The organism is Synechococcus sp. BIOS-E4-1, assembly GCF_014279995.1.
GTDB lineage: Bacteria > Cyanobacteriota > Cyanobacteriia > PCC-6307 > Cyanobiaceae > Synechococcus_C.
The window spans coordinates 2,143,041-2,166,946 of the sequence record NZ_CP047935.1 but is presented as its reverse complement, the minus strand read 5'-3'; the positions used below and the strand labels follow the sequence as shown (position 1 = coordinate 2,166,946).

28 protein-coding genes are annotated in these 23,906 nt (G+C 55.1%); 7 read left to right on the top strand and 21 right to left on the bottom strand.

Annotated elements, in window-relative coordinates; genetic code table 11:
* Window positions 1–636: 636 nt before the first annotated feature.
* Complete coding sequence (locus SynBIOSE41_RS11735) at window positions 637–1,002, top strand: hypothetical protein (protein ID WP_186538040.1); 366 nt, start codon at window positions 637–639, stop codon at window positions 1,000–1,002.
* 73 nt (window positions 1,003–1,075) lie between these two features.
* On the opposite strand, the gene SynBIOSE41_RS11730 is transcribed toward SynBIOSE41_RS11735, so the two are convergent.
* From SynBIOSE41_RS11730 to SynBIOSE41_RS11710, 5 genes are all read right to left on the bottom strand, one after another.
* Window positions 1,076–1,576, bottom strand: coding sequence for a hypothetical protein (locus tag SynBIOSE41_RS11730; protein WP_186538039.1), 501 nt, complete (start codon window positions 1,574–1,576; stop codon window positions 1,076–1,078).
* Between the two features lie 120 nt (window positions 1,577–1,696).
* Window positions 1,697–2,266 (bottom strand): peroxiredoxin, encoded by a 570-nt coding sequence (locus tag SynBIOSE41_RS11725; protein ID WP_066909998.1) that lies wholly within the window; start codon window positions 2,264–2,266, stop codon window positions 1,697–1,699.
* A 230-nt stretch (window positions 2,267–2,496) separates the two neighbouring features.
* Window positions 2,497–4,071, bottom strand: coding sequence for a PAS domain-containing sensor histidine kinase (locus SynBIOSE41_RS11720; RefSeq protein WP_186538038.1), 1,575 nt, complete (start codon window positions 4,069–4,071; stop codon window positions 2,497–2,499).
* 9 nt (window positions 4,072–4,080) lie between these two features.
* Entirely contained in the window at window positions 4,081–4,701 is a 621-nt protein-coding gene (locus SynBIOSE41_RS11715; protein ID WP_186538037.1) for a cysteine hydrolase, read from the bottom strand.
* 121 nt (window positions 4,702–4,822) lie between these two features.
* Window positions 4,823–5,221, bottom strand: coding sequence for a hypothetical protein (locus SynBIOSE41_RS11710; protein ID WP_186538036.1), 399 nt, complete (start codon window positions 5,219–5,221; stop codon window positions 4,823–4,825).
* 57 nt (window positions 5,222–5,278) lie between these two features.
* Here SynBIOSE41_RS11710 and SynBIOSE41_RS11705 point away from each other — a divergent pair, with 57 nt between their 5' ends.
* The gene (locus tag SynBIOSE41_RS11705) at window positions 5,279–5,548 is read left to right on the top strand and encodes a SemiSWEET transporter (protein WP_186541144.1); all 270 of its coding nucleotides are present in this window, start codon (window positions 5,279–5,281) and stop codon (window positions 5,546–5,548) included.
* Here the strand turns inward: SynBIOSE41_RS11705 and SynBIOSE41_RS11700 are convergent.
* Window positions 5,545–6,222, bottom strand: a complete 678-nt coding sequence (locus SynBIOSE41_RS11700; RefSeq protein WP_186538035.1) for a Coq4 family protein — start codon at window positions 6,220–6,222, stop codon at window positions 5,545–5,547. The two genes, SynBIOSE41_RS11705 and SynBIOSE41_RS11700, sit on opposite strands and share 4 nt — an antisense overlap.
* A complete protein-coding gene (locus SynBIOSE41_RS11695; protein ID WP_186541142.1) occupies window positions 6,188–7,390 on the bottom strand; it encodes an MFS transporter in 1,203 nt (400 codons plus the stop codon). The genes SynBIOSE41_RS11700 and SynBIOSE41_RS11695 overlap by 35 nt, the downstream gene beginning before the upstream one ends.
* 155 nt (window positions 7,391–7,545) lie before the next feature.
* Here SynBIOSE41_RS11695 and SynBIOSE41_RS11690 point away from each other — a divergent pair, with 155 nt between their 5' ends.
* Complete coding sequence (locus tag SynBIOSE41_RS11690) at window positions 7,546–9,096, top strand: alpha/beta hydrolase (RefSeq protein ID WP_186538034.1); 1,551 nt, start codon at window positions 7,546–7,548, stop codon at window positions 9,094–9,096.
* Window positions 9,097–9,126: 30 nt separating this feature from the next.
* Here SynBIOSE41_RS11690 and SynBIOSE41_RS11685 read toward each other — a convergent pair whose 3' ends face one another.
* The 9 genes from SynBIOSE41_RS11685 to SynBIOSE41_RS11645 all read right to left on the bottom strand — a co-directional run bounded on the left by SynBIOSE41_RS11685 (window position 9,127) and on the right by SynBIOSE41_RS11645 (window position 16,335).
* Entirely contained in the window at window positions 9,127–10,146 is a 1,020-nt protein-coding gene (locus SynBIOSE41_RS11685; RefSeq protein WP_066909986.1) for an ABC transporter permease, read from the bottom strand.
* On the bottom strand, window positions 10,146–11,699 hold the full coding sequence (locus SynBIOSE41_RS11680; protein ID WP_186541140.1) for an ABC transporter substrate-binding protein: 1,554 nt from the start codon (window positions 11,697–11,699) through the stop codon (window positions 10,146–10,148). The genes SynBIOSE41_RS11685 and SynBIOSE41_RS11680 overlap by 1 nt, the downstream gene beginning before the upstream one ends.
* A gap of 115 nt (window positions 11,700–11,814) precedes the next feature.
* Complete coding sequence (locus SynBIOSE41_RS11675) at window positions 11,815–12,057, bottom strand: hypothetical protein (RefSeq protein ID WP_186538033.1); 243 nt, start codon at window positions 12,055–12,057, stop codon at window positions 11,815–11,817.
* Window positions 12,058–12,206: 149 nt separating this feature from the next.
* Window positions 12,207–13,523, bottom strand: coding sequence for a homoserine dehydrogenase (locus SynBIOSE41_RS11670; protein WP_186538032.1), 1,317 nt, complete (start codon window positions 13,521–13,523; stop codon window positions 12,207–12,209).
* 64 nt (window positions 13,524–13,587) lie between these two features.
* The gene (locus tag SynBIOSE41_RS11665) at window positions 13,588–14,034 is read right to left on the bottom strand and encodes a SufE family protein (protein ID WP_186538031.1); all 447 of its coding nucleotides are present in this window, start codon (window positions 14,032–14,034) and stop codon (window positions 13,588–13,590) included.
* A gap of 7 nt (window positions 14,035–14,041) precedes the next feature.
* Window positions 14,042–14,506 (bottom strand): hypothetical protein, encoded by a 465-nt coding sequence (locus SynBIOSE41_RS11660; protein ID WP_186541137.1) that lies wholly within the window; start codon window positions 14,504–14,506, stop codon window positions 14,042–14,044.
* A gap of 146 nt (window positions 14,507–14,652) precedes the next feature.
* Window positions 14,653–15,252 (bottom strand): 5-formyltetrahydrofolate cyclo-ligase, encoded by a 600-nt coding sequence (locus SynBIOSE41_RS11655; RefSeq protein ID WP_186538030.1) that lies wholly within the window; start codon window positions 15,250–15,252, stop codon window positions 14,653–14,655.
* Window positions 15,252–16,025, bottom strand: coding sequence for a methyltransferase domain-containing protein (locus SynBIOSE41_RS11650; RefSeq protein ID WP_186538029.1), 774 nt, complete (start codon window positions 16,023–16,025; stop codon window positions 15,252–15,254). Before SynBIOSE41_RS11650 ends, SynBIOSE41_RS11655 begins: the two co-directional genes overlap by 1 nt.
* Before the next feature lie 124 nt (window positions 16,026–16,149).
* Entirely contained in the window at window positions 16,150–16,335 is a 186-nt protein-coding gene (locus SynBIOSE41_RS11645; protein ID WP_186538028.1) for a hypothetical protein, read from the bottom strand.
* Between the two features lie 845 nt (window positions 16,336–17,180).
* Here SynBIOSE41_RS11645 and SynBIOSE41_RS11640 point away from each other — a divergent pair.
* Window positions 17,181–17,321 carry a DUF2973 domain-containing protein gene (locus tag SynBIOSE41_RS11640; RefSeq protein ID WP_186541135.1) on the top strand — a complete coding sequence of 47 codons (141 nt, stop codon included), beginning with the start codon at window positions 17,181–17,183 and terminating at the stop codon, window positions 17,319–17,321.
* Window positions 17,322–17,452: 131 nt separating this feature from the next.
* Window positions 17,453–17,593, top strand: a complete 141-nt coding sequence (locus SynBIOSE41_RS11635; protein ID WP_186538027.1) for a hypothetical protein — start codon at window positions 17,453–17,455, stop codon at window positions 17,591–17,593.
* Window positions 17,594–17,749: 156 nt separating this feature from the next.
* Here the strand turns inward: SynBIOSE41_RS11635 and SynBIOSE41_RS11630 are convergent, their stop codons facing one another.
* Window positions 17,750–17,971, bottom strand: coding sequence for a hypothetical protein (locus tag SynBIOSE41_RS11630; protein WP_186538026.1), 222 nt, complete (start codon window positions 17,969–17,971; stop codon window positions 17,750–17,752).
* A gap of 351 nt (window positions 17,972–18,322) precedes the next feature.
* Between SynBIOSE41_RS11630 and SynBIOSE41_RS11625 the strand changes: the two genes are divergently transcribed.
* Both SynBIOSE41_RS11625 and SynBIOSE41_RS11620 read left to right on the top strand, forming a co-directional pair.
* Window positions 18,323–18,502, top strand: a complete 180-nt coding sequence (locus SynBIOSE41_RS11625; protein ID WP_186538025.1) for a hypothetical protein — start codon at window positions 18,323–18,325, stop codon at window positions 18,500–18,502.
* A gap of 261 nt (window positions 18,503–18,763) precedes the next feature.
* Window positions 18,764–19,153, top strand: coding sequence for a lipopolysaccharide assembly protein LapA domain-containing protein (locus tag SynBIOSE41_RS11620; protein ID WP_186538024.1), 390 nt, complete (start codon window positions 18,764–18,766; stop codon window positions 19,151–19,153).
* Window positions 19,154–19,756: 603 nt separating this feature from the next.
* Here the strand turns inward: SynBIOSE41_RS11620 and ruvC are convergent.
* Genes ruvC through SynBIOSE41_RS11600 form a run of 4 tightly spaced genes read right to left on the bottom strand, consistent with a single transcriptional unit; the run spans window position 19,757 to window position 23,897 of the window.
* On the bottom strand, window positions 19,757–20,221 hold the full coding sequence (gene ruvC, locus SynBIOSE41_RS11615; RefSeq protein WP_186538023.1) for a crossover junction endodeoxyribonuclease RuvC: 465 nt from the start codon (window positions 20,219–20,221) through the stop codon (window positions 19,757–19,759).
* A gap of 24 nt (window positions 20,222–20,245) precedes the next feature.
* Window positions 20,246–21,334, bottom strand: a complete 1,089-nt coding sequence (gene bchI, locus SynBIOSE41_RS11610) for a magnesium chelatase ATPase subunit I (protein ID WP_066909954.1) — start codon at window positions 21,332–21,334, stop codon at window positions 20,246–20,248.
* Window positions 21,331–22,746 (bottom strand): DUF3370 domain-containing protein, encoded by a 1,416-nt coding sequence (locus tag SynBIOSE41_RS11605; RefSeq protein WP_186538022.1) that lies wholly within the window; start codon window positions 22,744–22,746, stop codon window positions 21,331–21,333. The genes bchI and SynBIOSE41_RS11605 overlap by 4 nt, the downstream gene beginning before the upstream one ends.
* Window positions 22,743–23,897, bottom strand: a complete 1,155-nt coding sequence (locus tag SynBIOSE41_RS11600; protein WP_186538021.1) for a serine hydrolase — start codon at window positions 23,895–23,897, stop codon at window positions 22,743–22,745. Before SynBIOSE41_RS11600 ends, SynBIOSE41_RS11605 begins: the two co-directional genes overlap by 4 nt.
* Between the last annotated feature and the right edge of the window lie 9 nt (window positions 23,898–23,906).

Here is a 23,906-nt window from a genome sequence, read left to right as displayed (position 1 = left end):
ATTGACATAGATACCAATCAGACCTTGCTAAAGTTTTTCGCTGATTACTGTATAAGCGCATTGGAATAAGAACGCATGCCCCAAAGCAGCTAATCCTGATGCAATGGGTTATTGCCTCGTAACCTCTGTTACTCCTTGACAACCCTCATATCCAATTACTGTAGTGGTATTCTGCTTCCACATTCGATTATAGAGTTCAGAGATTTATGTCAAAATTTCTAGAGGCGTCCAAGAAGTTTTGGTTCTTCTACTTTGACATAATCCTACTAATTATCTTCCCCTGGCTGTTTCCCTACGCTTTAACTGCAGCCGTTGTTGGGTTGGTGATTTGCCTGTGGAATGAGGGTAAAAAGAGGAAAGAGAAGAAATAGTTATTGCCAGATTAATTCCGATATAAAGATAATCATTGCAAATCACGAACACGCTGCAAGCTGAAGAATAAGGGTTGTTGCTGTAGACATTGCCGATCTGCCTGCGCCTTCTTAGGATTGGAAATATTGCAAAATAATCGTGAGATTCTTAGGAATTCAGGCTTTGAAATCCGAATTATCTGAGGGTTCGCTTAAGCAGTCTGATGTGTTTGGGTATTGGCTTGCGTCAACGATTCTGCTTCATCTATTTATTTTGCCCACGTCTATGCAGCCGACTGTCTGGGATTACCTGTTTTGGGCTCTGACTTTTGTGGCGACTGTCGTGCTATTGCGAAATTGTTATATAGCCAATGGTGGTGAGTCTGGTGTCAAATTTTCGGACAAGTTGGTTTCTATCTCCTGGGTGATGTTGATCAGGGGATTTCTTTTCGTGTTTCTCCCTTTGTTCATTATTGGTTCAATGGTTGCGACTTTTGTTGGCATATCTCTTGGTTATAACGATGAAGTTACATCTAAGCTTGTTGAAAATTGTGTGTTAGGAGAAGCACTCATTTTTGAGATTTGGGTTTGGTTGCGGATTGCAGCTCATATCCGAGATGTTCGCGAGTCACGCAAGATGATTGCATCGTAACTTGCGTCGGTCCTGCGTACGCATTGTTTTACTTCATCAACGGAGTCCAGCGTGATGATCTGTATTGTTTCGATCATCCATCAACAATTCTTCCGCCAACGCATTGGCTGGAAATTGACCAGATCCCCCCAGCGGACTTCAGTAAATCAATATTCCCACGAAAAATACTTCGCTGTTCAGTTGAATCCCAGTTCCAAAGCGCAGCTGCCAGCCCAGCAAAAAACACTCGGTTGCTGTCTTGCGGTCGTGGTAACCGTCGATAGGGGTTCCAGATTTCTGTGCCTTTGAAAAAAACTGAGAGGCCTTTGGAACTGTTGTTGTCTTTTTGAAAAGACCACCAGGGATCTTTGCCTCGCTTTGGTTTTCCCGATTGAAAAACACCAAGTGCACTGCCGTTCTGAATCAATTCACCTTTGAGCGATCCTGTTGTTCGTTCAGTGAGTTGAATCTTGATTGAAGGAGACTCTTCGCTGGTTAACTCGCAGACCAGAGGTAATGGGATGGCTGCTGCCGGTGCAACTGCCCAGACAAAGTAGGTGATCAGAAGAATCCTGCCGATGTCTCCTCTCTTCATGGCTTGTCTTGACGCCCTTGGGTTTGTTCAATCAATCAGACTGAGGTAACCAAGACCTGTCTTTGATCAACAGGCCTTGGTCTTGAACGCAGCTCAGGATGAGGGTGATGGGCCTTTCAATCAGCCGATGAAAGCATGTGGCTTGGCGATCCCTGATGATGTGCTTCCTTTCAGAAATGCCATCATCGTGTCAGCGTCAGAGGATTGGAAAGGATCTGTTGGGCAGTTGTCTGCAAAATCAGGCTCAACAAACATTTTTTCAATGACCATGTCATTGACAAGCATTGAATAGCGCCATGAGCGCATTCCAAACCCGAGGTTTTCTTTCTCAACAAGCATTCCCATCTTTCGGGTGAATTCACCATTGCCATCTGGCAGCATAAAAATGTTCTTGGTTCCCAGATGCTTACTCCACTGGAACATGACAAATGCGTCGTTCACTGACAGACAGATGATCTGATCAACGCCTTGACTTTTGAATTCTTCAAAGAGTTCGTCATACCGGGGAAGGTGATTGGACGAGCATGTTGGTGTGAAAGCACCAGGAAGTGCAAAAAGTACAGTTTTTTTGCCACTAAAAATGTCCTTGCTGCTTAGCTCTTGCCACCGGAATGGGTTATCGCCAGGTACACTTTCATCACGGACGCGAGTCTGAAACGTAACCAATGGAACTTGATTGTTGAGAGGCATGATCTGGATGAATGCAGGATTGTGGCTATGTTGACATTATCTTTTTAACCATTCCTTTAGAACAACGGATGAGTATTTTTGCTTATAAGGTTGTTTTTGATGTCCTGTGTGCGTCAAGGAGATTGGTATGGCTGTCGAGGTGGGTTCGGATTACAGGACTTTAATGTTGATTGTGGAGTCCTGAAAAAAGAAGACTTTTTGTGCCTTATGCTTTGTTATTGTGCTTGAATTCATGAGTCTTTTTCGGCAGATTGCATATTGATGACATCTTCAAGGCATTTATTGAGAGTATCAATTTCAAAGGGCTTTTGCAGTACGGCATAAAATCCTATTTGTTTGTAATTGGATAACGTGTTGTCATGGCTATATCCACTCGCGGCAATAGCTCTTGCCGACGGATTCAGTTTGAGAATTTGTTCGATCGTCCAGATGCCCCCTTTGCCTCCTGATATCGTTAGATCAAGAATGACAATGTCAAAATATTGTTTCTCTTCCAACCCTTTTGAATAGGCCTGCAGGCACTCCTCGCCGTGCTTCACGGAAGTCACGTGATGACCACAATCTTCGAGCATGAGCTGCATTGACTTTCGAACGATTTCTTCGTCATCCATGATTAATATGCTCATGGATGTTGTTTGTTTATTCTTTCTGCTCTGTGATTGATCTGAGGCTTCTGATCTGTGTAGGGCAGGCAAGGAAATCTGAACTGTCGTGCCTTTTCCGTATTCACTGTTGATTTGTAAGTTGCCATTGTGTTTCTTGATGATCCAGTACGCACTCGTTAAGCCAAGACCGTTTCCTGTTTTTTTAGTTGTAAAATATGGATCATATATTTTCCCTAGGTTTGTTGCTTCAATGCCAATCCCTTTGTCTTGAATTTCCACGACAACCATTTCTTTTGGGTTGGGATTGCTATCTGTCTGTAATGCTCTTCGTATTGTAATGTCGAGTTGTCCGCCTTCGGCCGTTGCTTGTTCTGCGTTGAGGATGACGTTATGAAGGACCTGATGAATTTGTCCATAATCCATATTCACCTGTGGTATGTCTGGTTCAAGCTTGATGGATGCTTTGAGTTTTGACCCGTGCAGGCTCATGTCTACAGCCTCTTTGACAACCTTTTCCAGGGATCCAGGCTTTTGAACTGGTTCACCTCCCTTGCTGAATGTCAGCATCTGTTTCGATAGCCCAGCTGCACGTAGGCAAGCCTGTTTTGCGGTCTCCAGATAATTAGAATCAATTCCTTTTTTATTGATGAGTCGTTGGGTTAAGTTGATATATCCCATGATTACTTGCAGAAGATTATTGAAATCATGGGCCAAGCCTCCAGCAAGATGGCCAATGCTTTCAAGTCGTTGGGCTTGAATTAACTCAGCATCAAGGCGACGTCTTTCCGTGAAATCCTCCATCAAAGCAATGACCTCACCGTTTTTACGCTGATCGAGTTTGATTCGAAGCCAGCGAATTTGCTCTTTGGAATCTTTGAAGCGGATTTGACTGTCCAGGTCTGATGATTTTTCCTTGTCATTGTGGCTCTGTTCCAGTAATTCGTTCCATCTTTGTAGATCCTCTGCCAGTACAAAGGAATTGATTTCCATTCCTATGCAAGAGTCAATCTTGAATCCAAGTATTCTGCTCCAGGCCATATTCAGAAATTGAATTTCTCCCTTGTTGTGCTTGTTAAAGCGTGCGACAATGACGGGAAGGTTGACTAAAATATCCCGCATCGTGCGTTCTGATTCCGCCAATCGTTCAATCAGTCTTGATTGTGCAATCGCTGCTGCGTCAGGTACTTGATAACGGTCCATGGCTGGCGATCAACAGGAATTGCTTCTTATTGCATTAATGAAATCATCGTGAGTTATCACGTCCGCAAATAGTGGGAAAATTTCATCGCAAAACATCTCTTGTTCAATAGGCGTTCGGCTTGAGGTGCAGTCCGAGAGAATGGTTACTTCATAGCCTTGATCTCTCGCGTAAAGAGCCGTGGCATTGATGCATAGTGATGAAACACATCCAGCAATCACAATCTGTTCGATCTGATGATCGGCAAAAAGCTTCTCTAGATCGGTATTGGAGAAAGCGTTAAATCCTTTTTTGCCGGGCACTGTTTTAATGCGATCTCCATACTTTTTGATTTCGGCTATCACCTCTGCTCCTGCTGTGCCCACTTTAAAGGCTTCAATTTCTTTAATGGCTTTGAGGATTCCGGTTGGGTTCTCAATCTCCTTGTAGGTCTCGCTGAACACGATAGGTGTGTTCACGATGGTGATTGGAGATTCAGCAATGTTGTCGATTGTCTCGATGGTGTGTTCGAGGGTGCCTGAAACACGATGTGATTCTTCTACAACAGAATAGAGGGCTCCTTGCGGGTCAAAGTAGTCTTTCTGAAAGCCGATCAGTACAAGTGCTGTTTGGCTGGGTCTGAAGCGAATCACTCTGATGGCTCAAGAAAATCCTTATCCAGCTTATTCCTGAATCAGTGTCTGCATGGTTGGTTGACAGCATCTGCTGAATTCTGAAATGAGATTCACTGGTCTTTTGAGTGAATCCTGCATTTCATAATTGATCAATCGCTTCCATTGCAGGTATGAATTGAGAACTGTTCTGATCAAAGCCATTGCAGCTTTTGTTCATCGCTTCACTGGTGAGAGCTACAACGCGAATGGCCTGGGGTGATTGCAGCCATTCAGCTTGTTTCTCCAGCCCCTTGTTTTCGATCCAGGTGTTCAGGATGGTTCTGGCCCTGTCGCGGCTGTATCCGGCGTTCAGGACCTTGCATTCGGCAAACGCAGCCATGGCTGCCATGGCATGACGTGTTTCTGTTTCGCTCGCCTGAAGCGGTGTCTGCAGCACTCCCAGAAGCGCGCAGGCCGTCCAGGCTGAGCACCAGCAGCGTTGCCAGCCGTGTGAATGGCCCTGCAGGCCCTCAAGGCTGACGCTGAGACCAATTGCCATGACTGCAGCAAGACTGGCGGCAGTTTATGGAGTGATGCCGCTCCAGTGAATTTCGCAATGGATGTGGATTCAATTGGCTACGTGGCCGCGGTGCTGACCACCATGAGTTTCTTTCCGCAGGCCATCAAAACGTTGCGCACCGATGACACGCGCTCTATTTCACTGTCGATGTACTTCCTGTTCACCATTGGGGTCGCCATCTGGGCGGTGTTTGGTCTGCTCAGTGGGAATGGACCGGTGATCCTCGCCAACGGCTTCACACTGATTCCAGCATCGTTCGTTCTGCAGAAGAAGATTCGCCATCGCCTGCTGGGTGGCGAGCATTAGTACTCAGCTCCAAACGCTTCTCCCACCGCAGGCTTGACCCCCAGCTCTTGGCGCCACTGATCAAGTGGCTTGTCCCAGCCTTCCTCCCAGCGCTGCAGCACAAGAGGAGTCGCTTCCAGCCCGATGCGGCTGCCCACAGCGATCGCGCGACTGATTTTCTCAAACTCATTCGGCTGGAAGCGAAATGCGCGGAAGCCCGCCAGTGTGTTCAGCAAAACGTAGGCAGGAAAACCGATCTGGGTTGCTGTGATCGACAGCACTCCCGATTCACCAGCGGTTTCGGTGTTGAATCCGCCGATCACGTGATGCAGATCATGGGTTGAAGCGATTCGCTGCGTCAGCCAGAGCGCTTCGCTGCTGGTATCTCTTGGTCGGAAAAAATCAGCGTCGTAGTTCAGTCGGCGGATCATGCACGCATAAGCCCGACCCAGTGTTCCTTCAGGCAGCTTCTCTAAGGCTGGGATATCGGGCTGGAAGGGTGGGTAACGCTGTTCCACCATTTCCTTGCCACCGGGCAGAGCTTTGAAACGTTGGAGGCAAACCACCATGGCCTCACTGTCGATGAAGTTATCAACCAAATCCCCGACACTGTCGAGGCCGCCATTGGTTTTGGCCAGCTCCTGCAGGACTGAAAGATTTTTAATGGAGCGAAGCAATTCGCGGGCTCGGGACATCCTCGTCGTTCTCCAGGGGGGTTGCTTGCAGACCTGCTGTATAGCGAGGTCGAACTGTTTTGAGCAGTGGCATCACGGCCAGGCAGATCACTGCCATCAGCAACCAGAGCTGTACGCCATGACCCTGCTGGTCAAGCAAGGCTCCGGCCAGAAGAGGAGCGCCGGTGGCGCTGATGGCGAAGCATTGGGAGAACAGCGCCATGGATAGACCTCTGTGTTTCAGAGGGGTCTCTTCCACCATGGCTTCGGCTGCACTGGGAAGGAAAGCAGCTTCTCCAAACGCCAGTGGCACCATGGCCAGTGAGATCAGCACCATGCCACCGCTCCAGAGCGCCGAGCTCGCCAGCAGCAGGCAGCCGGCCACGAAGCCGGCCAGTCCCATTCCCAACCCGAAGCGCAGGCTGCGCTTGGCGACCCAGTTACCGACAGGCCATTGCAGAACCAGCAGGAGAGCCAGCTGCAGCGCAATCAGTGCTCCGCTTCCGGCTTCGCTTACGGCTGGACGCGACAGGCCTCCACGCACCAGGTCCAGAGGCAGGGCGCTTTGCCTGAGCGCAATCATCCCCGTGGCGATGATGCTGATGGCCAGCACCGGTAGAAGTGGCATCAGCCAGCGCCATCCATCTGCTGCAGGGTCCCTGGCGTTGGATTGCTTGTCCCCGCTGTCGTCGAGATGCAACAGGGCTGCCCGCCCATCGGGAAGGGGGCGCCAGCTCAGCACAAGCAACATCACAGCAACGGCCGCCGCCTCCACCAGATAAACCGCGCGAATCAGGCCGAGAGCTGTGACGATTGCACCGATCAGTGCGCCCATGGCGACACCAAGCGCATCAGCGCTACGAGCCAGCGCATAGCCGCGGCTGGATTTGAAGCCAGCACAGCTGAGTGGCACAGCCAGCTCAATGGCGGGGAAGTAAAGCCCTGCTGCCAGACCAATCAGTAGTTGTCCTGTGAGGTAGCCCGTAAAACCTTGCGCTTGCAACAAGACGAAATCGGCGATGAAGGCCAGCACTGCCGCGGCACGCACCGGCCAGGAGCAGCAAAGGCCCCGATCGAGCAAGACGCCGCTCAGCAGCCGGGCAGCTGTTCCAATCAGGGCGGCGGCTGCCAGGCCCTGCCCCACCTGAGTCGCCGTAAAGCTGGCTTGGTGGAACACGATCGGCGTCATGTAAATGACTCCGCCCGCACCCAGCGAGGCCAGGAGCCTGATTGAAGCCACTTCCTGCAAAGGTGCGGGAAACTGGTTCCACCAATGAACTGGCCTAGGCCTTGCGAAGACGCTCAACAGGACAACGGTTTGCCGTAGGACTGGTTTGCAGTCTGATGCTCGCTGCCCTATCACCGCGACCAGCTCGTACAGCCGCCGAGTTGGTTGTCCGTCTGGATGGCATGGATCTGCCCTTGTCGATCAACGATCTGGGTGGATGGCTCCGTGGTGAAGAACGCGGCTCTTCCGAGCTGAGCGTTTGGCTGAATTTGCTTGAGGAGGAGAGCCGTCAGGGAGTGATTGATCTGCTCAAGGCTCCGCTGATCAACGACCGCAGCATGGCCCGCCAGATTCTCAACAGCTGGGCAGGCCGGCGTTTGCTTGACCAGGTCAGTGATCTGGTTCTGGTTGACGACGATGCCACAGGACAAACCGTTCAGGTGACCCTGGAGTCGCTACTCGACAAGCGCGCGCAGGTCACGACCCTCGATTTGCTGGAGGCTCTTCCGGCGAAACGTGTACGCCTCGATCTCGATGCCCTGCTTCCCGTTGCCAGCAGCTGGCGGCGTCAGCTGCAACGGCAGCAGGCTCTGGTCAAAACCCTCAATCAACTCCCGGTCTCATCCCTTACTCGCAGGGTGGATCCGGCTTCTAAGGCAGAGAGCGCCTCCGATCGCGCCCTTCAGCGATTGAATCTGCCGGTGGAGCACAGAGATCAGCCGCTGCAGATCCAGCTGTGGCGCCCGCTGAGTGCAGAAGGTCTCGAGCGCAGTCATTGGCTGGTGCTCATGCCTGGCCTTGGGGGTAGTCCGGATCATTTCCGCTGGCTTGGAAGAGCCCTCAGTCGTCAGGGCTGGCCGGTTCTAGTGCTTGAGCATCCAGGCAGTGATGCGCTGGCCGTGCAGGCTCTGTTGGAAGGACGCCGTCCGCCGCCGGGTGCTGAGGTGTTGCCCGATCGGCTCAGGGATCTGGATGCGGTGCTGGCTGCACGTCAGAGAGGGGTTTTCGAGCTTCCTGGGACACGTCTTGTGCTCGGTGGGCATTCCCTGGGAGCCCTCACAGCTCTGCTCGCCGCAGGTGCCGGGCCAGAAATAGGTCTCGGACGACGTTGCGGCCAGGATCTTGATGACCTTCCGATCAGCAACCTGTCGCGACTTCTCCAGTGTCAGATCGAAGAGGTGCCCCTGCCCGCAGTGCGTCCACCCAGGCAGCTGGCCGCTGTGGTGGGTCTAAACAGTTTCGGCAGCCTGCTCTGGCCTCGCAGGATTCCCCTGCCGAGTGATGTTGCTGTATTTCTGAGCGGCGGAACTCTTGACCTGATCACCCCCCCGTTGAGTGAGCAGTTGGGCCTGCTCAGGTCGTTGCCCGCCAATCCCGCAACCCGCGCTGTTTTGGTGGAAGGGGCCAGCCATTTCTCTCCTGTGCGCGTGGAGGGACAGAGCGGTGGCGGTCAAGGTGAGGATGTGTTCCAACTCGGTGAGGAGCTGGTTGGGGTTCAGCCTCTGCGGGTTCAGGCCCAGTTGGAGAGAGAAATCGTGCGCTTTCTTTCTGATCTGGAGCTTGGTCGTGTGTCCGGGTCGATGCAGGACGGTGTTGAACACCTGCAGGTGGGGGATCTTCATGTGCACCGTCTGAATCAGAACGGTGCAGAGCGTTTCCTGGATTGAAGTCCCCTGAAATGCTCTTAACGCTGCAGTTCAGTACCGGACCCTTGGATCGAGAAGGGCGACGAGCAGATCCACAGCCACACTGACGAGCACCACCAAAGCGGCTATCACCACCACAATGCCCTGCACCACTGGGTAGTCGCGCTGATTGATGCTTTCCTGCAGTCGCAGTGCAATGCCCGGCCAGGAAAAGGTCACTTCAATCAACAGTGCACCGCCAATCAGCGAGGCGACGGTGATTCCGGCAATGGTCAGCACTGGCAGAAGTGCATTGGGCAGTGCATGCCGAAGAATCACCTGGGTTTCGCTGAGTCCCCTGCTTCGGGCCGCCTCCACATAATCCGAGCGAAGACTGCGATTCAGATTCAGGCGCAGGGCATTGGTGAAGACACCGCTTAGGAGCAGTCCGAGTGTGCATGCCGGCAGCACAAGATGGCGCAGAGCACCCTGCAGTGCCGCCCAGTTACCACTGATCACACTGTCGGCAATCAGAAAGCCGCTGCCATTAGGCGCAATCATGCCTGGGGGAAAGCGCCCTCCAACAGGCAGCCAGCCCAGGGTGACGGCAAACAGCAGCTGCGCCAGCATGGCCACCCAGAAGGGCGGCAAGGCGTAGGTGCCGATGCCGTAAAAGCGTCCGGCCAGATCAATCTTTCCCTCGGATCGGGCAATCGCTGTGAAACCAACAGCCAGTCCGGTCACCGCTGCCACCAGCAGGGCGGTCACGCTCAATTCCAGGCTGGCCGGAAGCGCCTCTCGGATGATTTGACTGACCGGCTCCTGATTGATCAGCGCCTGGCCGAGGTCGCCATGCAGCAGCCCGCCGAGGAAATCCAGGTATTGCTGCGCCAGTGATTGATCCAACCCCAAACGCGCTCTGAGTGCCGCTTTGGCTGCTTCCGGAGCGCGGCTCCCGAGCACGGCATCCACCGGGTCGCCAGGAGCCACCCGCAGCAAAAGAAACACCAGGGTCGCGATCAGCCACAGCATCACTGGAGCTAGGGCAAGCCGTGTCCCCGCATAGCGGAGCAGCTCTCGACTGCGTCCCATCAGCGCTGATCCTGCAGTCGGGCCAGCACCACCTGACCATTGCCATCGAACTCCGGAGTGGCCAGGGAGGTACTGCTCCAGGCCCTCGGCTTCACGAGCCAGACCGGAATGTAGGCGGCGCCTTGAGCAGCCATCTGCTCAACCCTCTCCAGATCACGCTGTCGTGCATCACCGCGGCTGCGATCCGACTTGAGCAATGTGGTCTCCAGGCCTGGCGCTGTCCAGAAACTACCGCTGATGGCGGCCTCCCCTCGCTTGCAAATGGATCCCTGCGATTCCTTGCAGCTGAGCAGAGGTGCCAGATAGGCCTCTGGGTCGGGATAGGCGCCTCGCCAGTCGAGCATCACGGCCTGGAAAGCCCCTTCGCCCAGCTGTCGATACACAGTCGTTGATTCCACGCCGTCGAGTTTGAGAGAAAGACAATCGGCCAGGTCGCGTTGAATTTGGGCTTGCCATGTGAGGGCCATCAGACGGTCTGCGGGCACATTCGACCGGTAGGTGAATGGCAGATTGAAGACCTTCCCATTGCAGTACCCCGCCTCAATGAACAGGTTTCTGGCCCGGGCGGCATCGTGTCGTGGCCAGGGCTTGAGATCTCCTCCTGGCAGTCCCGGCGGAACCAACGAAAAAAGCGGAGGCCGCAAGCCGTGGCTGACTCTCTTGTTAATCAGGTCTCGATCGAGGCTCAGTGCCAGGGCCTGACGCAGAACTGGATTCTGAAGTGGTGGTGTGTTGCTCAGCAGCGTGATGTAACCGATCACCAGGGAAGGACCCTGCCCTTCTCGCAAACGCCCCTCAGCGGCCATGCGATTCAGAGCCAGTCGCTGATCCTCATCGATGGAGTCAGAGAGAAGAACATCCACTTCGCCGCTGCGCATCGCACCGAACAGGGCGGTGGAATTGCTGAGATAAATCAGATCCAGCCCTGCGTTGCTGGGCGAGGGGCCCCAGTACTGCTTGAAGGGCTCCAGTCGCTGCTGAACAGCTCGGAAGCTGGTCAACTTGTAGGCACCCGTTCCGATAAAGCGGTCGTTGAGAAATCGATCCTGATGATCCTGGTAAGCCCTCGGTGATACAGGAGTCAGGTTGGTGGCGGTGAGCAGATTCTCAAGCGAGCTGGAGGGGCGGCTCAAGCGCAGTCGCAATTGGTAAGTCTCCGGAGCTTCAACCGCAGTGATGCGATCACCGATCACATAACTGAGAGTGCCGATCTCCAGAAAACGGCGCAGACTGAAGGCCATCGCCTCCGCATCAAAGCGAGTGCCGTCATGGAAGAGCACATCCTCACGCAGGGGGATTGTGACCGTGAGGCCGCCATCGCTGATCTCCGGCAGTGCTGAAGCCAGGGCAGGCGTCAGTTTCCCTTCCGCAGTTCTCTTGTAGAGCGTGTCTCCTAGAGCACTGAGCAGCTGCAGAGCTCCGAAGGTGCTGGCCTGAGCCGGGTCCAAAGAGGTGATGCGACCGGCGCTGGCCACCGTGATCCGATCACTGCGTCTGCCCGGCTGACAGGCGCTCTGAGTGACGCAGAGCGCCAAGGCTGTGCTGAGTGCCATGGCTCTCCATGGCAGCACTTGTTTGCAGTGCCTTTTCAAGGAGGCCAGGCGTGACTGTCTGGATTGATCGAACACGCCACTGAAGTCAGACGCAGCCATTCAAAGGCCCCGCGTCTTAATCAGGACCCGACGGCGGCGTGATCTGGTCGAGAGGGACCTCGAAGACCGGGGAGCCCTGGGGCTTCAGTGGCCACTGGCGAACCCAGCAACGATCGTGGTCGCCATCGATGCCGATGACCTGAAACAGGCCGGCATCACTGCGCAATGTGATGCAGTCACCCTGATGGAGCCTCATGACGGACCGGGATTCCGACTGATTGCAGCGTTGCCCCTGGAGAACAGAGAGATCGTTCGGCATGAACGTTATGCAGCATGAATCCGCGAATGCGAACCAGAGCTGTGATTGTTCTTACAACTCTGCCTCATCCCGGGGGGTGTTCGCCAGGGGCTGCGAACACACTCTGATCTGCGAATGGCCCATGATCTGCGAACGGCCTCCGGGTGGGTTCAGAAACAGCCGAAATGAGCAGCCAGAGAAAGGACTCCAGGCAGAGAGGCAATGGCCTGAAGGGCGTTCTGCATCGCTTCGTTACCGACTTCGTGAGTGATCACAACGATCTCAGCTCCCTCGTCGCAGGCGTCAAATTGAACGATGGATTGGATGGAGACACCCTGTTCTCCAAAGCAGCTGCCAATCCTGCCGATGACTCCGGGAGCATCTTCCGTGTTGAAACGCACGTAGTTGCGCTGTCGGATGCGTCCAGCATCCACGAGGTGGCAGGAGCGCCAGCTGCTTGCTGCCAGCAGCGGATCAAGGCCGCCATCACTGCTGTTGAGCTGACGGATGCCGGCAATATTGAGAATGTCAGCAACCACTGCGGAGGCTGTTGGTCCTGACCCGGCGCCAGGGCCGTAAAACATCACCCGACCAATCGGGTCGCCTTCCACAAGGATTGCGTTGTTGACACCATTGACTCCGGCGAGTGGGTGGTCCTTGGGCACCAGTGTGGGTTGGACACGGACGCCCAGAGGCAGGGATCCCATCGGATCGCCATCGCTTTCCAGGCGTTCAGCAACAGCAAGCAGTTTCACGCCATATCCCAGTTGAGTGGCGTAGTCCACATCACGCCCCTGCAGATTGCTGATTCCCGTTGTCGGAACGGCGCTGCGTTCGATCGGGCCGCCAAAGGCCAGTCCGGCAAGGATCGCGATCTTGTCCGCAGCGTCGTGACCATCAACATCGGCTGCTGGATCCGCTTCCGCGTAGCCCAGTTCCTGGGCTTCCTTCAGAACGGCGTGATAATCGGCACCCTCGTCGGCCATCCGACTGAGGATGTAGTTGGTGGTGCCGTTGATGATGCCGCTCACCCGCTCGATGCGATTGCTCCCGAGCGACTGTTTGAGCGGTTCGATGATTGGAATGCCCCCCCCGACGGCTGCTTCGATCAACACGTAGACACCGGCTGCTGCCGCTGCCGCTGCGATTTCCTCACCGTGTCTTGCGATCACGGCCTTGTTGGCGGTGACCACTGATTTTCCGGCCGTGATGGCTCGCATGATCAGCGTGCGAGCCGGTTCAATGCCGCCGATCACCTCCACAATCACATGCACATTGGGGTCATCAACCACCTCATTGGGATCCGTGGTCAGGCGCTCGGAGGGGATTGAGACGGGGCGGCTGCGCTGCGGATCACGCACAGCCACTCGAACAAGCTCAAGGTCGGCAATCAGTGGATGGCGACCTTCCGGACTGTTCAGGATGCTTGCCACACCTGCGCCGACGGTGCCGAGGCCAAGCAGGCCGATGCCGATCCTTGTCGCCATGGAGCGGGTCCGTTAGTTGCGCTGAGGGGTCGACTTTAGGCAGCGGTCGGTCCGCTGGTTCTGCTCAATCCGATTCATTGAGAACAGTCGCCTGCTGCTGCATCATCCGCAAGATGTTGAGGAAGCCATTGGCGCGTGAGGGAGTGAGGCTGGCTTGAAGGCCTGTGGCGGCGATGAAACCAGGGTCAACAGACATCACCTGTGCTGGGGTGAGGTCTCCCAGTCCTTTGATCAGCAGGGCCAGCAGCCCCTTGGTGATCAGGGCATCTGAATCTCCATGCCACTGAAGACGCCCGTCGATCAATTCTGATGCAATAAAGACCTGGGAAACACACCCTTTGACCTTGCGCTCTTCGGTTTGCAGCTCTCGGGGCATGGAAGGCAGCTTTTTGGCGAGCCAGAGCACATACTCGTAGCGCTTGCGCGGATCTGATGTGCTGTTCAGTCGTTCGGCGAGCTGATCAAGAGCCTGGCTGCCGTAGCGAGTTGTGGAGCTGCCTGGTTCAGCCATGGCTGGGTCAGCGTTGTCGGGGGCTTCGCACCTTAACCATCAGTCCCACCAAGCCGACCAGGGCTGGTGCCATGGCCCAGTCCAGAGCATTTCTGCTGCCCGGGCGCATCACAACTTCGTCCAGGTTGACTCGCCCCTGCTGAAGAGGAAGGGTGAGGTAGTCGCGGTGGCCAGGTCCGCCATCCACCTGCAGGTCCACCAGACCATCCTTCAGTGCTGGAAGGGTCATCTGCAGCCTGCCTTCCGCATCCATTCGCCCGAGTTCCTGGCCGGGTGTTCCATCCGCCTTCAGGATCCTCACCACGGCTCCTTCCACTGGTTCTCCCGTGGAAAAGCTGCTGCTGAGTTCGAGTTGTCCGTCGAGATAGCGAAGGCTGCTTTCCACCCCATGGGCTTCAGCCTGCATTGGCTGCGCCAGAGCCAAGCCCAGTGCTGTGGCGGCCATCAGTGCAAAACGGGATGGAATGGCCATGGTGTGCCAGTTGTCGGTACACCCATCCTGCGGGAGATTGCCCTCCTCAACCAGTCCTGATTCGTGCGGATCTGAATCTGTTCTGAAGACCAGCTTGGGCTTGATCGGCGATCCATTGAAACCCTTCTGGCCAGGTTGCCTTGGACTCAAGGCAACTTCTGTTGGAAACCCTTTTCGCTCAACCATCCCTGGAAAGGTCTGTCCCAGGGGTCTGTTGGCAGAGATTGAACACTCACGCAGTCTTCGGGAAGTACAACCAGAGCAGGTACTTCGCTCCAGCCCTCCTGGCAGCGAAGACGGTCGTAGTAGCCGCCGCCGTAGCCGAGTCGGATGCCCATCCGATCCACAGCCAGAGCAGGAACGAGCAAGAGAGACAGCTTCTCAGCACTCAGGTCTTTTTGATCCAAAGGAGCCGGAATCCCGCAGCCGTCGCTGGCTAAGGGGGCCGCAGTCCAGGGGCGAAAGGTCATGTTGCCTTGTCCATCAGCGACAGGAAGCGCTGTGCTCAACCCGAGTTCTTGGACCAGCTCAAGCCGCAGGGGGCTCAGGTCCACTTCTCCAGGCAATGGCCAGTAGATCCCTACGGACTGCTGCAATTCACCCTCTCGGTGGCGTTGCCTGATTTCCTGCCTGACCTGATTGCGGATCCTGTCCTGCAAGCTGGGTTCAGCCTCAAAGGCCAGGCGCCTTCGTGTTCTGAAGATCCTTCGCAGAGTGGGTTTACTGGCTTCCTCAAAGGCCTGCATCAGGGGAATACCCCCCAGCGCCCCATCAGCGGCAATTGCAGTGTCAGTTGTGCTGAATCCTGAGGCCAGATCTCATTCAGCTCTTCGGAGAGGTTGGTGATCAGTGAGCGGCTCTGATCATTGCTATCAACTTGCTGGCTGGCCTGTCGGAGTGCTGACCAGGTGCTGATAAAGCCCAGAAGGTCGTTCTGCGTCCAGTGCTCGGTGATCCTCAATCCTTTTGGCAGCGGTTGATTGCAGACTGGGAAGGGCAAATTGGCGTAGCAGGTGTCCACGTGGGTGCGTTCAGGTGGCCAGAACCGGTTGAGTCGCTCGTGATAGAGGCTGTTGAGCCACGTCTGTAAATCCTCAGGTGCACCTTGGATGGGTTCATAGCCCAGCCAGACCAACAGGCCCCCCGGTCGCAGCACCCGTCGGACTTCCTGGTTGAAGCGCTCCACATCCAGCCAGTGAATTGCTGCAGCAATCAGCACCGCATCCATGCTGTCGCTGCTCAGATCGGATTGTTCCGCAGCTCCTTGCCGGTAGTGAATGCGGGGGTGTTGTTCTGCTGCCGCGATCTGCTGAACACTCAGGTCTGTCGCTTCAACACGGTTGAACCAGCGGCTCAGTCCAATGGATGCCTGACCATTGCCGCAGGCTGCATCCCAACAACAATTCAGTGCTGGCGACTGGTCTGCCATCCAGGCGAAGAAGGCATCCGGGTAATGGGGCCTGCAACGCGCATAGTCGATCGCCACAGAATCAAACCAGCCTTTATCAGTTGCCGGCATCAGTCACCAAACGGCATCGATGAAGCCTGCAGAGGAAACCAAAACTGTCTGCTCATTTTCAGGAACGTTTGAACGCCTGGCTTTTGTGAATCCTTTCGCAGTGGAGCTGCTTTAAATCCGATCTTCAGTTGTCCTGAAAGGTGCATTCCAGCAGTGCAGCCGTTAGCAGTGTCTTCATGTCCTGCAGATTGTTCTGCTCGACAGGATCCCCGCCCGACCATCGATCGAGCTGATGACTCACGGCACCTAGCAGCAGGCGCAGCCCTGCGGCATTGAGAGTGAGATCGATCGTGCTTTCGGTTCGGTCCATCACAGCCCCATCAGGCGTTGCACCATTGTGATTCTGCACCCTGCCCGCCCATGCTTTCTCTGGTCATCGCAGAGCTCTCTCACTGAGGGGCTCCGTGATTGCTGCATTTTTATTGTGCCCAAGCGTTGCTCAACGATTTGGTTCAGCCGTTGAAGGGAGCTAAATCCGTGACAAGCGCAGGATGGGAAAAGTGACACATTGCTGTTCAGAAAAGATTGGTGATGCTCGTTTCTTTGCTTTTCAACAACATTGAAACCGTCAAAAATGCTCTGGTCTGTCAAATAAATTCAGGGTTGATGAGTCATCGTGTTCTCATGGCTGTTCAAGCACTGCATCTGTTGACGGATTCCGTTTGTCAGTGAATCGATGCCGGAAAGTTAAGCCAGCTTCGCCAGGAAGGTCTGCTGTGAACAGATTGAGGCCAGTTCTTCTCGCAGTCTGGGTCTCACCGTCAAAAGCCTTCGGCTTTTATGTCGCCTCTGTTTCAATGCCTGATGTGCGGGCAGTCAATCGAACGCTCCAAACGCTCGTACTGGAAGCGAAAAGGGCACCTTCTCTGCTCCACTTGCCGAGATCGGATTGACCGCGGTGAAGACAATCCGCTTGACGATCCAACAGCGCATCGAAATCATCGGCAATGATCGGAGAGCGTGGTGCCCCTGCACTGAGTCAGAAGACAGCCGCCCGTGTCATTTGCATGACGGTCTTGAAAACATTGCTGCCAAGGCTGGCGGCCTGGTTTCACTAATGTTGCACCACGCATCTGTAAGCCAGTGTTCTCAGCTATTAACGCGCTTGCCTACACAGCATTTCTTGCTTTTGTGGTTGTTCAGGCGATTCGATTAATGCGTCTATCCTTTAAAACAAAGGACCGAACTGGGCTCAAAACCACTCATCCAGAACTTTTTGATCAAAATGGCAGCGTGACTAAGGAAAAACTGCTTGTGGTTCGTTTTGACAGACCAAAGCCAGTCCTCCCCTCATAGCCGCAGTGACCAACTGCGCCGCGTAAGAGTCATTGTGATTTTCACTGCTTTCTAGACAAAACCTTCCGTTAACGACCTGCCCCTGTTGTGATGGCCTGATAGGGCTGCTCTTGTTGGTGCATAATGAAGCCATGATCAAGATTATCTGGCTGATTGCAACGGTCTATTTCATGAGCCGATTGGTGAAAAAGCTCATGTCCTCGATGAAAGAGATGCAAAGTGAAGAAGATCTCGATGCCGGCGATGCCATTGTGGATGTGGAGGCAGAGTGAAGTGCCAGGCATCAAAACCGCATGATGTCTTGCTCTGAACTTTTGGAATAGTTTCCGCTCCAGGAAACATGAATGGCATCAATTGTCATTCGCTGACTGGGATCCTGGTCAGAGCATGCTTGGTTTGAAGGCTATCGACCCGTTGAAGGCATCCATTCACTGCCAGGTGATAGTGCATCGATAGCGGACATTGAAACCAGCGGTTCCAATGTCCGCGCAGGATGTGTTTGTCACTGTTGCACCCTGGGGAACCTTGGACATCAGTCGATTGACTGTCACCTCTTTGTCAACACCTTCTGCAGTGGCTGATTGAGTATTGGCGAAGACATTCGTTGCCATAAGCATTGAAATGGCATAAACAGGAATCAATGCCTTCATGCGTTTCTCCGCTGGTTCATTGAAAGTTGGCAGGTGTTTCCATTGAACAACATCAGAGCTGTTCTCAGGAATGAATGCTGCTGCTTCTCTCGGTGATCGCTTCCTTCCTTTTGTGCCCATCGCGAAACCTCTTATGACATGGGCCAATGTTTCTCAACCTTCGTATCCCTGCCACATGTTGCTGGGTGGAACAAAACCACCCGTTTTGATGACAATAACCTTTCCCTGAGATTGTGATCTTTTGCGCGCATTTCAAGGGCCCTTCCAATTTTTGGTTTTTCTTCGGGCGCAGCTTCCACAGCTGAGGGGTTGCACTCGCCAGATTCGCCTGAGCTGAATGGCATGGTTGCCGTGTCAACGTCCGAGATTCCCCTGACCATCGAACAGCAGTTCCGCGTCGAACGTGCCTGCCGCAAAATCGATGAATGCGATGACGTGGAAACTCTGAAGCAACTCTCAAAAGCGCTGATTGTCACCGCTGCCAAGGAGCGAGCTTTTTCCCGGGTCGTGATGGATCGGCTCAAGCAATGACCAGCGACCTCTTGGGCTTTGCAGCCGACTGTTCGAGTCGGTCGGATCTTGTGCCGTTACTCGGTGCAGATGATTCAGATCCAGCTGATGATCAGGATCTGGCCCCATCCAGTCAAGCCATACCTTTCAGGCTGATGGCATGAAGCTTCCTTGTTTCGTTAACGACCTTTTCGCTGGTTAACGAACTTCATCCTTTCAACTGGCTTTGGCTCCCAGCGTGGAAGTGATTACGTAGTTTTTGGTCCACCAGCAACTCGGACCATGCGTCAGATCAATTTCACCCTGATCTTCGTGTTCGGCCTGAGCATGGTGTTCTTCACGCTGGAAAATACGGCTGCTACAACCGTTCATGTGCTACCCGGCCTGAAGTACACCACGCCTCTTGCAGCATTGCTGCTGCTGTCTGCCGGGATTGGTGCAACTTCAGCCTGGCTGTTCGCTGCATGGAGCGGGATGCTGAACAACGTGGAACGCATCCATCAATCCAGTAATCTCGACGCCCAGCAAGTGCGCATCCAGGAATTGGAAACCGATCTGAATCGGTACCGGGCAACCGTTGAAACGCAACTGGGCTTGCTCCCTTCTGCAAGCGCTGAAGAAGAAGAAGCAATGGAAGATGCTCAAGAGGTTCAGGTGTCGAGCTCAGACTGAGCTTGTGATCCAGTGTCCACAAGGCAGGCCAATTCCAGGTCCAGTCCGCACTGCTGAGAGATGAATCACATGATTTCAGATCAACAGTTGTCCTGACCTCTAGAAGGACTTGTCCTGATCTCATGATTGTCAGCAGGTCTGTCTTCGCTGGGGACTTGGTTGAAAAAGCGTTTGCTGCCCGTCTACGGGATCAGCTGACACGTTCAAGTGAAAAATAATGCCCAATCACCAATACCTCATTGGCTTGGCATCAGAGTTATGCCTATGTGTTAGCCATTCCAGGCTGTGTAAGCCATGAAGTCTTGAATCCCATGTTCCACTCTGAGCGAGTGGCTGAGGTCTAATCGTCAGGGCATTGCTCTTCTCATCCAAATCTCCAGAATTCGGCAGGTTTCTCAACAGAGATTTGTGGAAAAGTGCTCATCTTTTAGCTTTCTTTAATTGAGGTTTATTGGGGTGCTAGCTGATGTTCAGAGCGTGATGATATTGGTGTTTCGTTAATAAGCTCAATCATTCAATCCCACGCTTAACAGCGGCTTTTGCTTGCGTGTTCTCTGCCTTGAAAACTTCAATGGTGAGGGATCTCCGTTTGTGTTGTTGTTCTTACTGCTGAAACCAGCCCGTCAGTGCAACGGCTAGTGCATCAGCGGCGTCGTCCGGTCTGGGCGGAGACTCAAGGTTGAGCTCGCGCATCACGGCTTCAAGAACCTCATCCTTGTCAGCATGGCCATGGCCGGTTAGAGCTTGCTTGATCTGCATCGGCGGAAACTCGACGATTGGCAATCCAAATCTGCTGAGGGTCATGATCACCACGCCCCGAGCCTGAACAACGGCGATGGTGTTGCTGGATCTGTAGAAGAAAAACTTTTCGACGGATGCCAATTCCGGGCGCCAGGCCCTGATCAGCTGCCGCAAGTCTCTGGCGATCTCCACCATTCGCTTGCCTTCTGAATGCCCAGGATCGGTGCGAATGATGCCGCAATCGAGCATGGTCTGCTGACCAGCAGAGGTGTCAATCACCCCGTAACCAACCCGGGCGAGACCGGGGTCGATGCCGAGAATGCGCACGGCTCGGCTACTCCTGTGGGCTCATCAGGCGGCCAGGGCCAGTTCGAATTCGGCTCTATCGCTGCTCTCGCTGCGCTCGAACACCTTGCAGAACACCTTCACGACTCGATCACCGGAATCGATCTGCTCGAGTGGATCTTTGCGCAGGCGGTGACGAAGACAGCATGACGCCACGCGGGCAACATCCTCTTCCGTGACTTCAGTGCGGCCTTCAAAGGCCGCCAGTGCTCGTGCAGCCCTGTTGGTGACGATGTCTCCCCTCAGGCCGTCGACATCCAGCTCGCCGCACACTGCGGAAATGCGCAATCTCAGATCATCGTCGATTTCAACCTGGTCCAGTCGCTGCTGGGCTTCGACCACCCTTTCCTGAAGTGCTTTCTGTCCAGCTTCAACCGAGGAGGTGAAGGCATCAGGGTCGGTGTCAAAGGCTGTGCGCTGGTCCACCACCTGGACGCGAAGCTCAGGGTCTCTGACTGTTCGCACCTCAACACTCATGCCGAAGCGGTCGAGGAGCTGAGGGCGCAGCTCGCCTTCCTCAGGGTTGCCGGAACCTATCAGCACAAAGCGGGCGGGATGTCGCACGGACACGCCTTCACGTTCAACCGTGTTCCAGCCTGAAGCGGCAGAATCGAGCAGGACGTCGACCAGATGATCGTCCAGCAGATTCACTTCGTCGACGTAAAGCAGGCCCCGGTTTGCCTTGGCCAGCAATCCTGGTTCAAAAGCCCGCACGCCCTCGCTGAGAGCCTTCTCAATGTCGATGGTGCCGCAAAGGCGGTCTTCCGTCGCGCCAAGTGGAAGATCCACCATGGGCACCTGTCGCTCCTCTGTCGCGAGGGTTTCCCCATGCTCGAGGCGCTGACGCACGTCGCTGCTCTGCAGATCAGGATCGGTTGGTGAGCTGTTGTAGGGGTCTCCTGCGACCACCTCAATACCAGGGAGCAGATCCGCCAGTGCCCTGATCGTGGTGGATTTGCCTGTGCCCCTGTCGCCCATGATCATCACACCGCCGATGCGGGGATCGATCACGTTGAGCAGCAGAGCAAGTTTCATTTCCTCCTGACCGATCACGGCGGTGAAGGGGAAAACTCTGCGCTTGCGCGGTGAACTCACGGACGATCGACTGGTGCTTCTGTGGATTGTTTCACAGGTCGGAGAGACAGGACCTGGGGAGGTGTGGCATCCGCCGGGTAAACAAGGCGTACTCGTACCGAACGAGTTTCTCCAGGAGCGAGTGTGATTTGCCCAAGTTGGGGGCCCTCCTGCCCCCGTCGCAACACCAGGTGAAAGCGTCGTCGACCGCTGGGTCTCCCCCCTTGTGCATCCAGTCCGCTCACTTCGATCGGTCCACGGAACATCACCGGACCGCTGTCACTGCCGTTGAACACCAGTTGGCCGTTACCGCTGCTGTTTTTATCAGGAGAGTCCAGGGTGATCGCCACTGTTCGCTGCTGCGATCCCTGATTGCGCAGTGGAAGCGTCAGGTCGTATTCAACGCCGTAGTTCCCATGTGCTGCCCAGGCGGTGCCTGCATCAAAGGCCTTCAGCTCCGCTGTCTGGATCTGTCCTGTCTGCAGCTCACCGCGTTCCAGGCTGCTGATCGGCCAGGAGACGGGCGCATCTTCAATGTTCAGGTGGCTGGATCCGGGATCGGTCAGGGTTGCTCTCCAGGTACTGCCGATCTGAACACCGCTGACGCGTGAGTAGACCATCCTGCCGCTAGCGCCACGCGGAGTCGGTTGGTGCTCCTTGGGACTCTGCCGTCCCTGATTCAGCAGCCTGATCCACCGCTCTGGGTCTGGAACCTTGTCACCATTTCCATAGGCGGCCAGGGTGGCGATATGCACCGGACCTGAGCTCTGAAGCCGCAGCTGCAGGTTGCGCCCGTTGAGAAGTGGATCGAGTCCGGCGACCGGGATTGGAAGCACCACCAGGGGGCTGATGTTTCCGGGTGCAATCAGCCATTCCTGTTGCAGTTCGTTCGCGATGTCTCCGCGCAGCAGGTCGCCGGCAACCTTGCTGCCCGGACCAGAGGCAACCGCTGTGCCTGATTCAGCCATCAGGGTTGGCAACGGCAGAAATGGTGAAGCGGTTTGGCCCTTCAGAGTCGCCTGTGAGAGGGAGGTGCTGCCACCCAGAAGTCTCAGAGTTACTGGAGCATCTCCTGCTGGCTGAGCCACAACAGCGAGCCAGAGAGTCGAGTCAAGCTGATCGGGCTGACCGGCGTAAACGTGATGGCTGAACAGGTCGAAGCGACCATTCAGCGCGATATTCAGGCCCGGCGCCTGCGGAAAGGTCGAAACAAGGATGCCTTCCCCGGTAATCAGTTCCGGGTTGTTGTCATTGACCATCAGCACGTCATCCAGCTGGCCTGGAAGGGCTCGTACATCGCTGCGGCGAGTCAGTGTTTGGTCAGCCGGTTTCTGCTGTTCCGCTGCAAGCTGTGGCGGTGAAAACATCGTCGCGATGGATGCTGTGGCCACGGTCAGAGCGGCCAGTGCCTGCAGACTGTTGAGACGTGTCATGGATCGATGCTGGCGGCACTTGCGCTTGAACGGGCAACGGCGGGTTTGGGTTTGAGAACCGGCGCCATCGCCGCTGCCAGCTTGCGGATCAGTTCCGTTGAGCGCGGATCGTTGAACGGTCCCTTCACCAGGAAGGCTGCAACCGCTCTGCTGCCATCAGGCAACTCAATCAAGCCTGCATCGGCGTAGGCGATACCGATATCGCCGGTTTTATTGAGCACTCTGTAGCCTTTCACCATCAGGCTGTCGTCCGGCTCTCCCTGACGTCCGCCGAGACCCCGCATCAGTCCTCGCGGCAGAAGGGTATTGGTGATCGATGTGCCCATGACCTCCCGGAACAGATCCCGGCTGCGGATCGAGAGGGCTTCACCGGTGTCAACCAGCGCGATCGATCGAGCCAGATCTCTGGCGCTGGTGCTGTTGGTGCCCTTGAGATCGGGTAGCCAGTCGTTCACCTTGGTGGCGCTCAGGCCCAGAGCGTTGAAACGGGCATTCAGTGTCTCCTGACCTCCCAGCCGTTCGATCAGAAGGTTGGTGGCGGTGTTGTCGCTGACCCGGATCATTTCAGTGGCGACTTCATGCGTTGGGAAACGGGTGCCGAGCGGTTTGGACGCCATCCAACCGGCACCGCCACCCACCACGGTTTTGCTGAGTTGCAAAGGCTCGTTCCAGCTCAAGCGACCTGCGTCAAGCTCCTCAAGGGTGACGAGCAGGATCGGGGTTTTGATGGAGCTGGCCGCCGGCAGCGCAGTGTCAGGCTCCAGCTGTGCATAGCGACCGTCGTCCAGCACGAGCATGAAGGCGCTCACTTTCAGGTCGGGCTGTTCTGCTGCCAGTGTCTGCCAGCGCTCACTCAGCGGCTTGAGTTCATTGCGGGTCTCGAAGCGACCCAGGGATTCGGTGCGATTGAGGGATGTGGTTCCGTTGTCGTTGGCAGTCGCTTCAGGCTGGGCTTTGCCCTCTGGGCTCTGCTCGTTTAACGGCAGCCACCCAGGAAGTGCGAGATCTCCTTTTTCAACGGCAGGGCCAGCCAGTTTCAGCAAGGAGCCCGTAATGACGCCAAGTCCCACGCCCATCAGAACAAGTCGCAGCACAAGCCGCAGAGGACGTCCCCAGCCAGGGTTTTGGCGTCTCGATCGACTGGAGGCCAAGGAACTGCG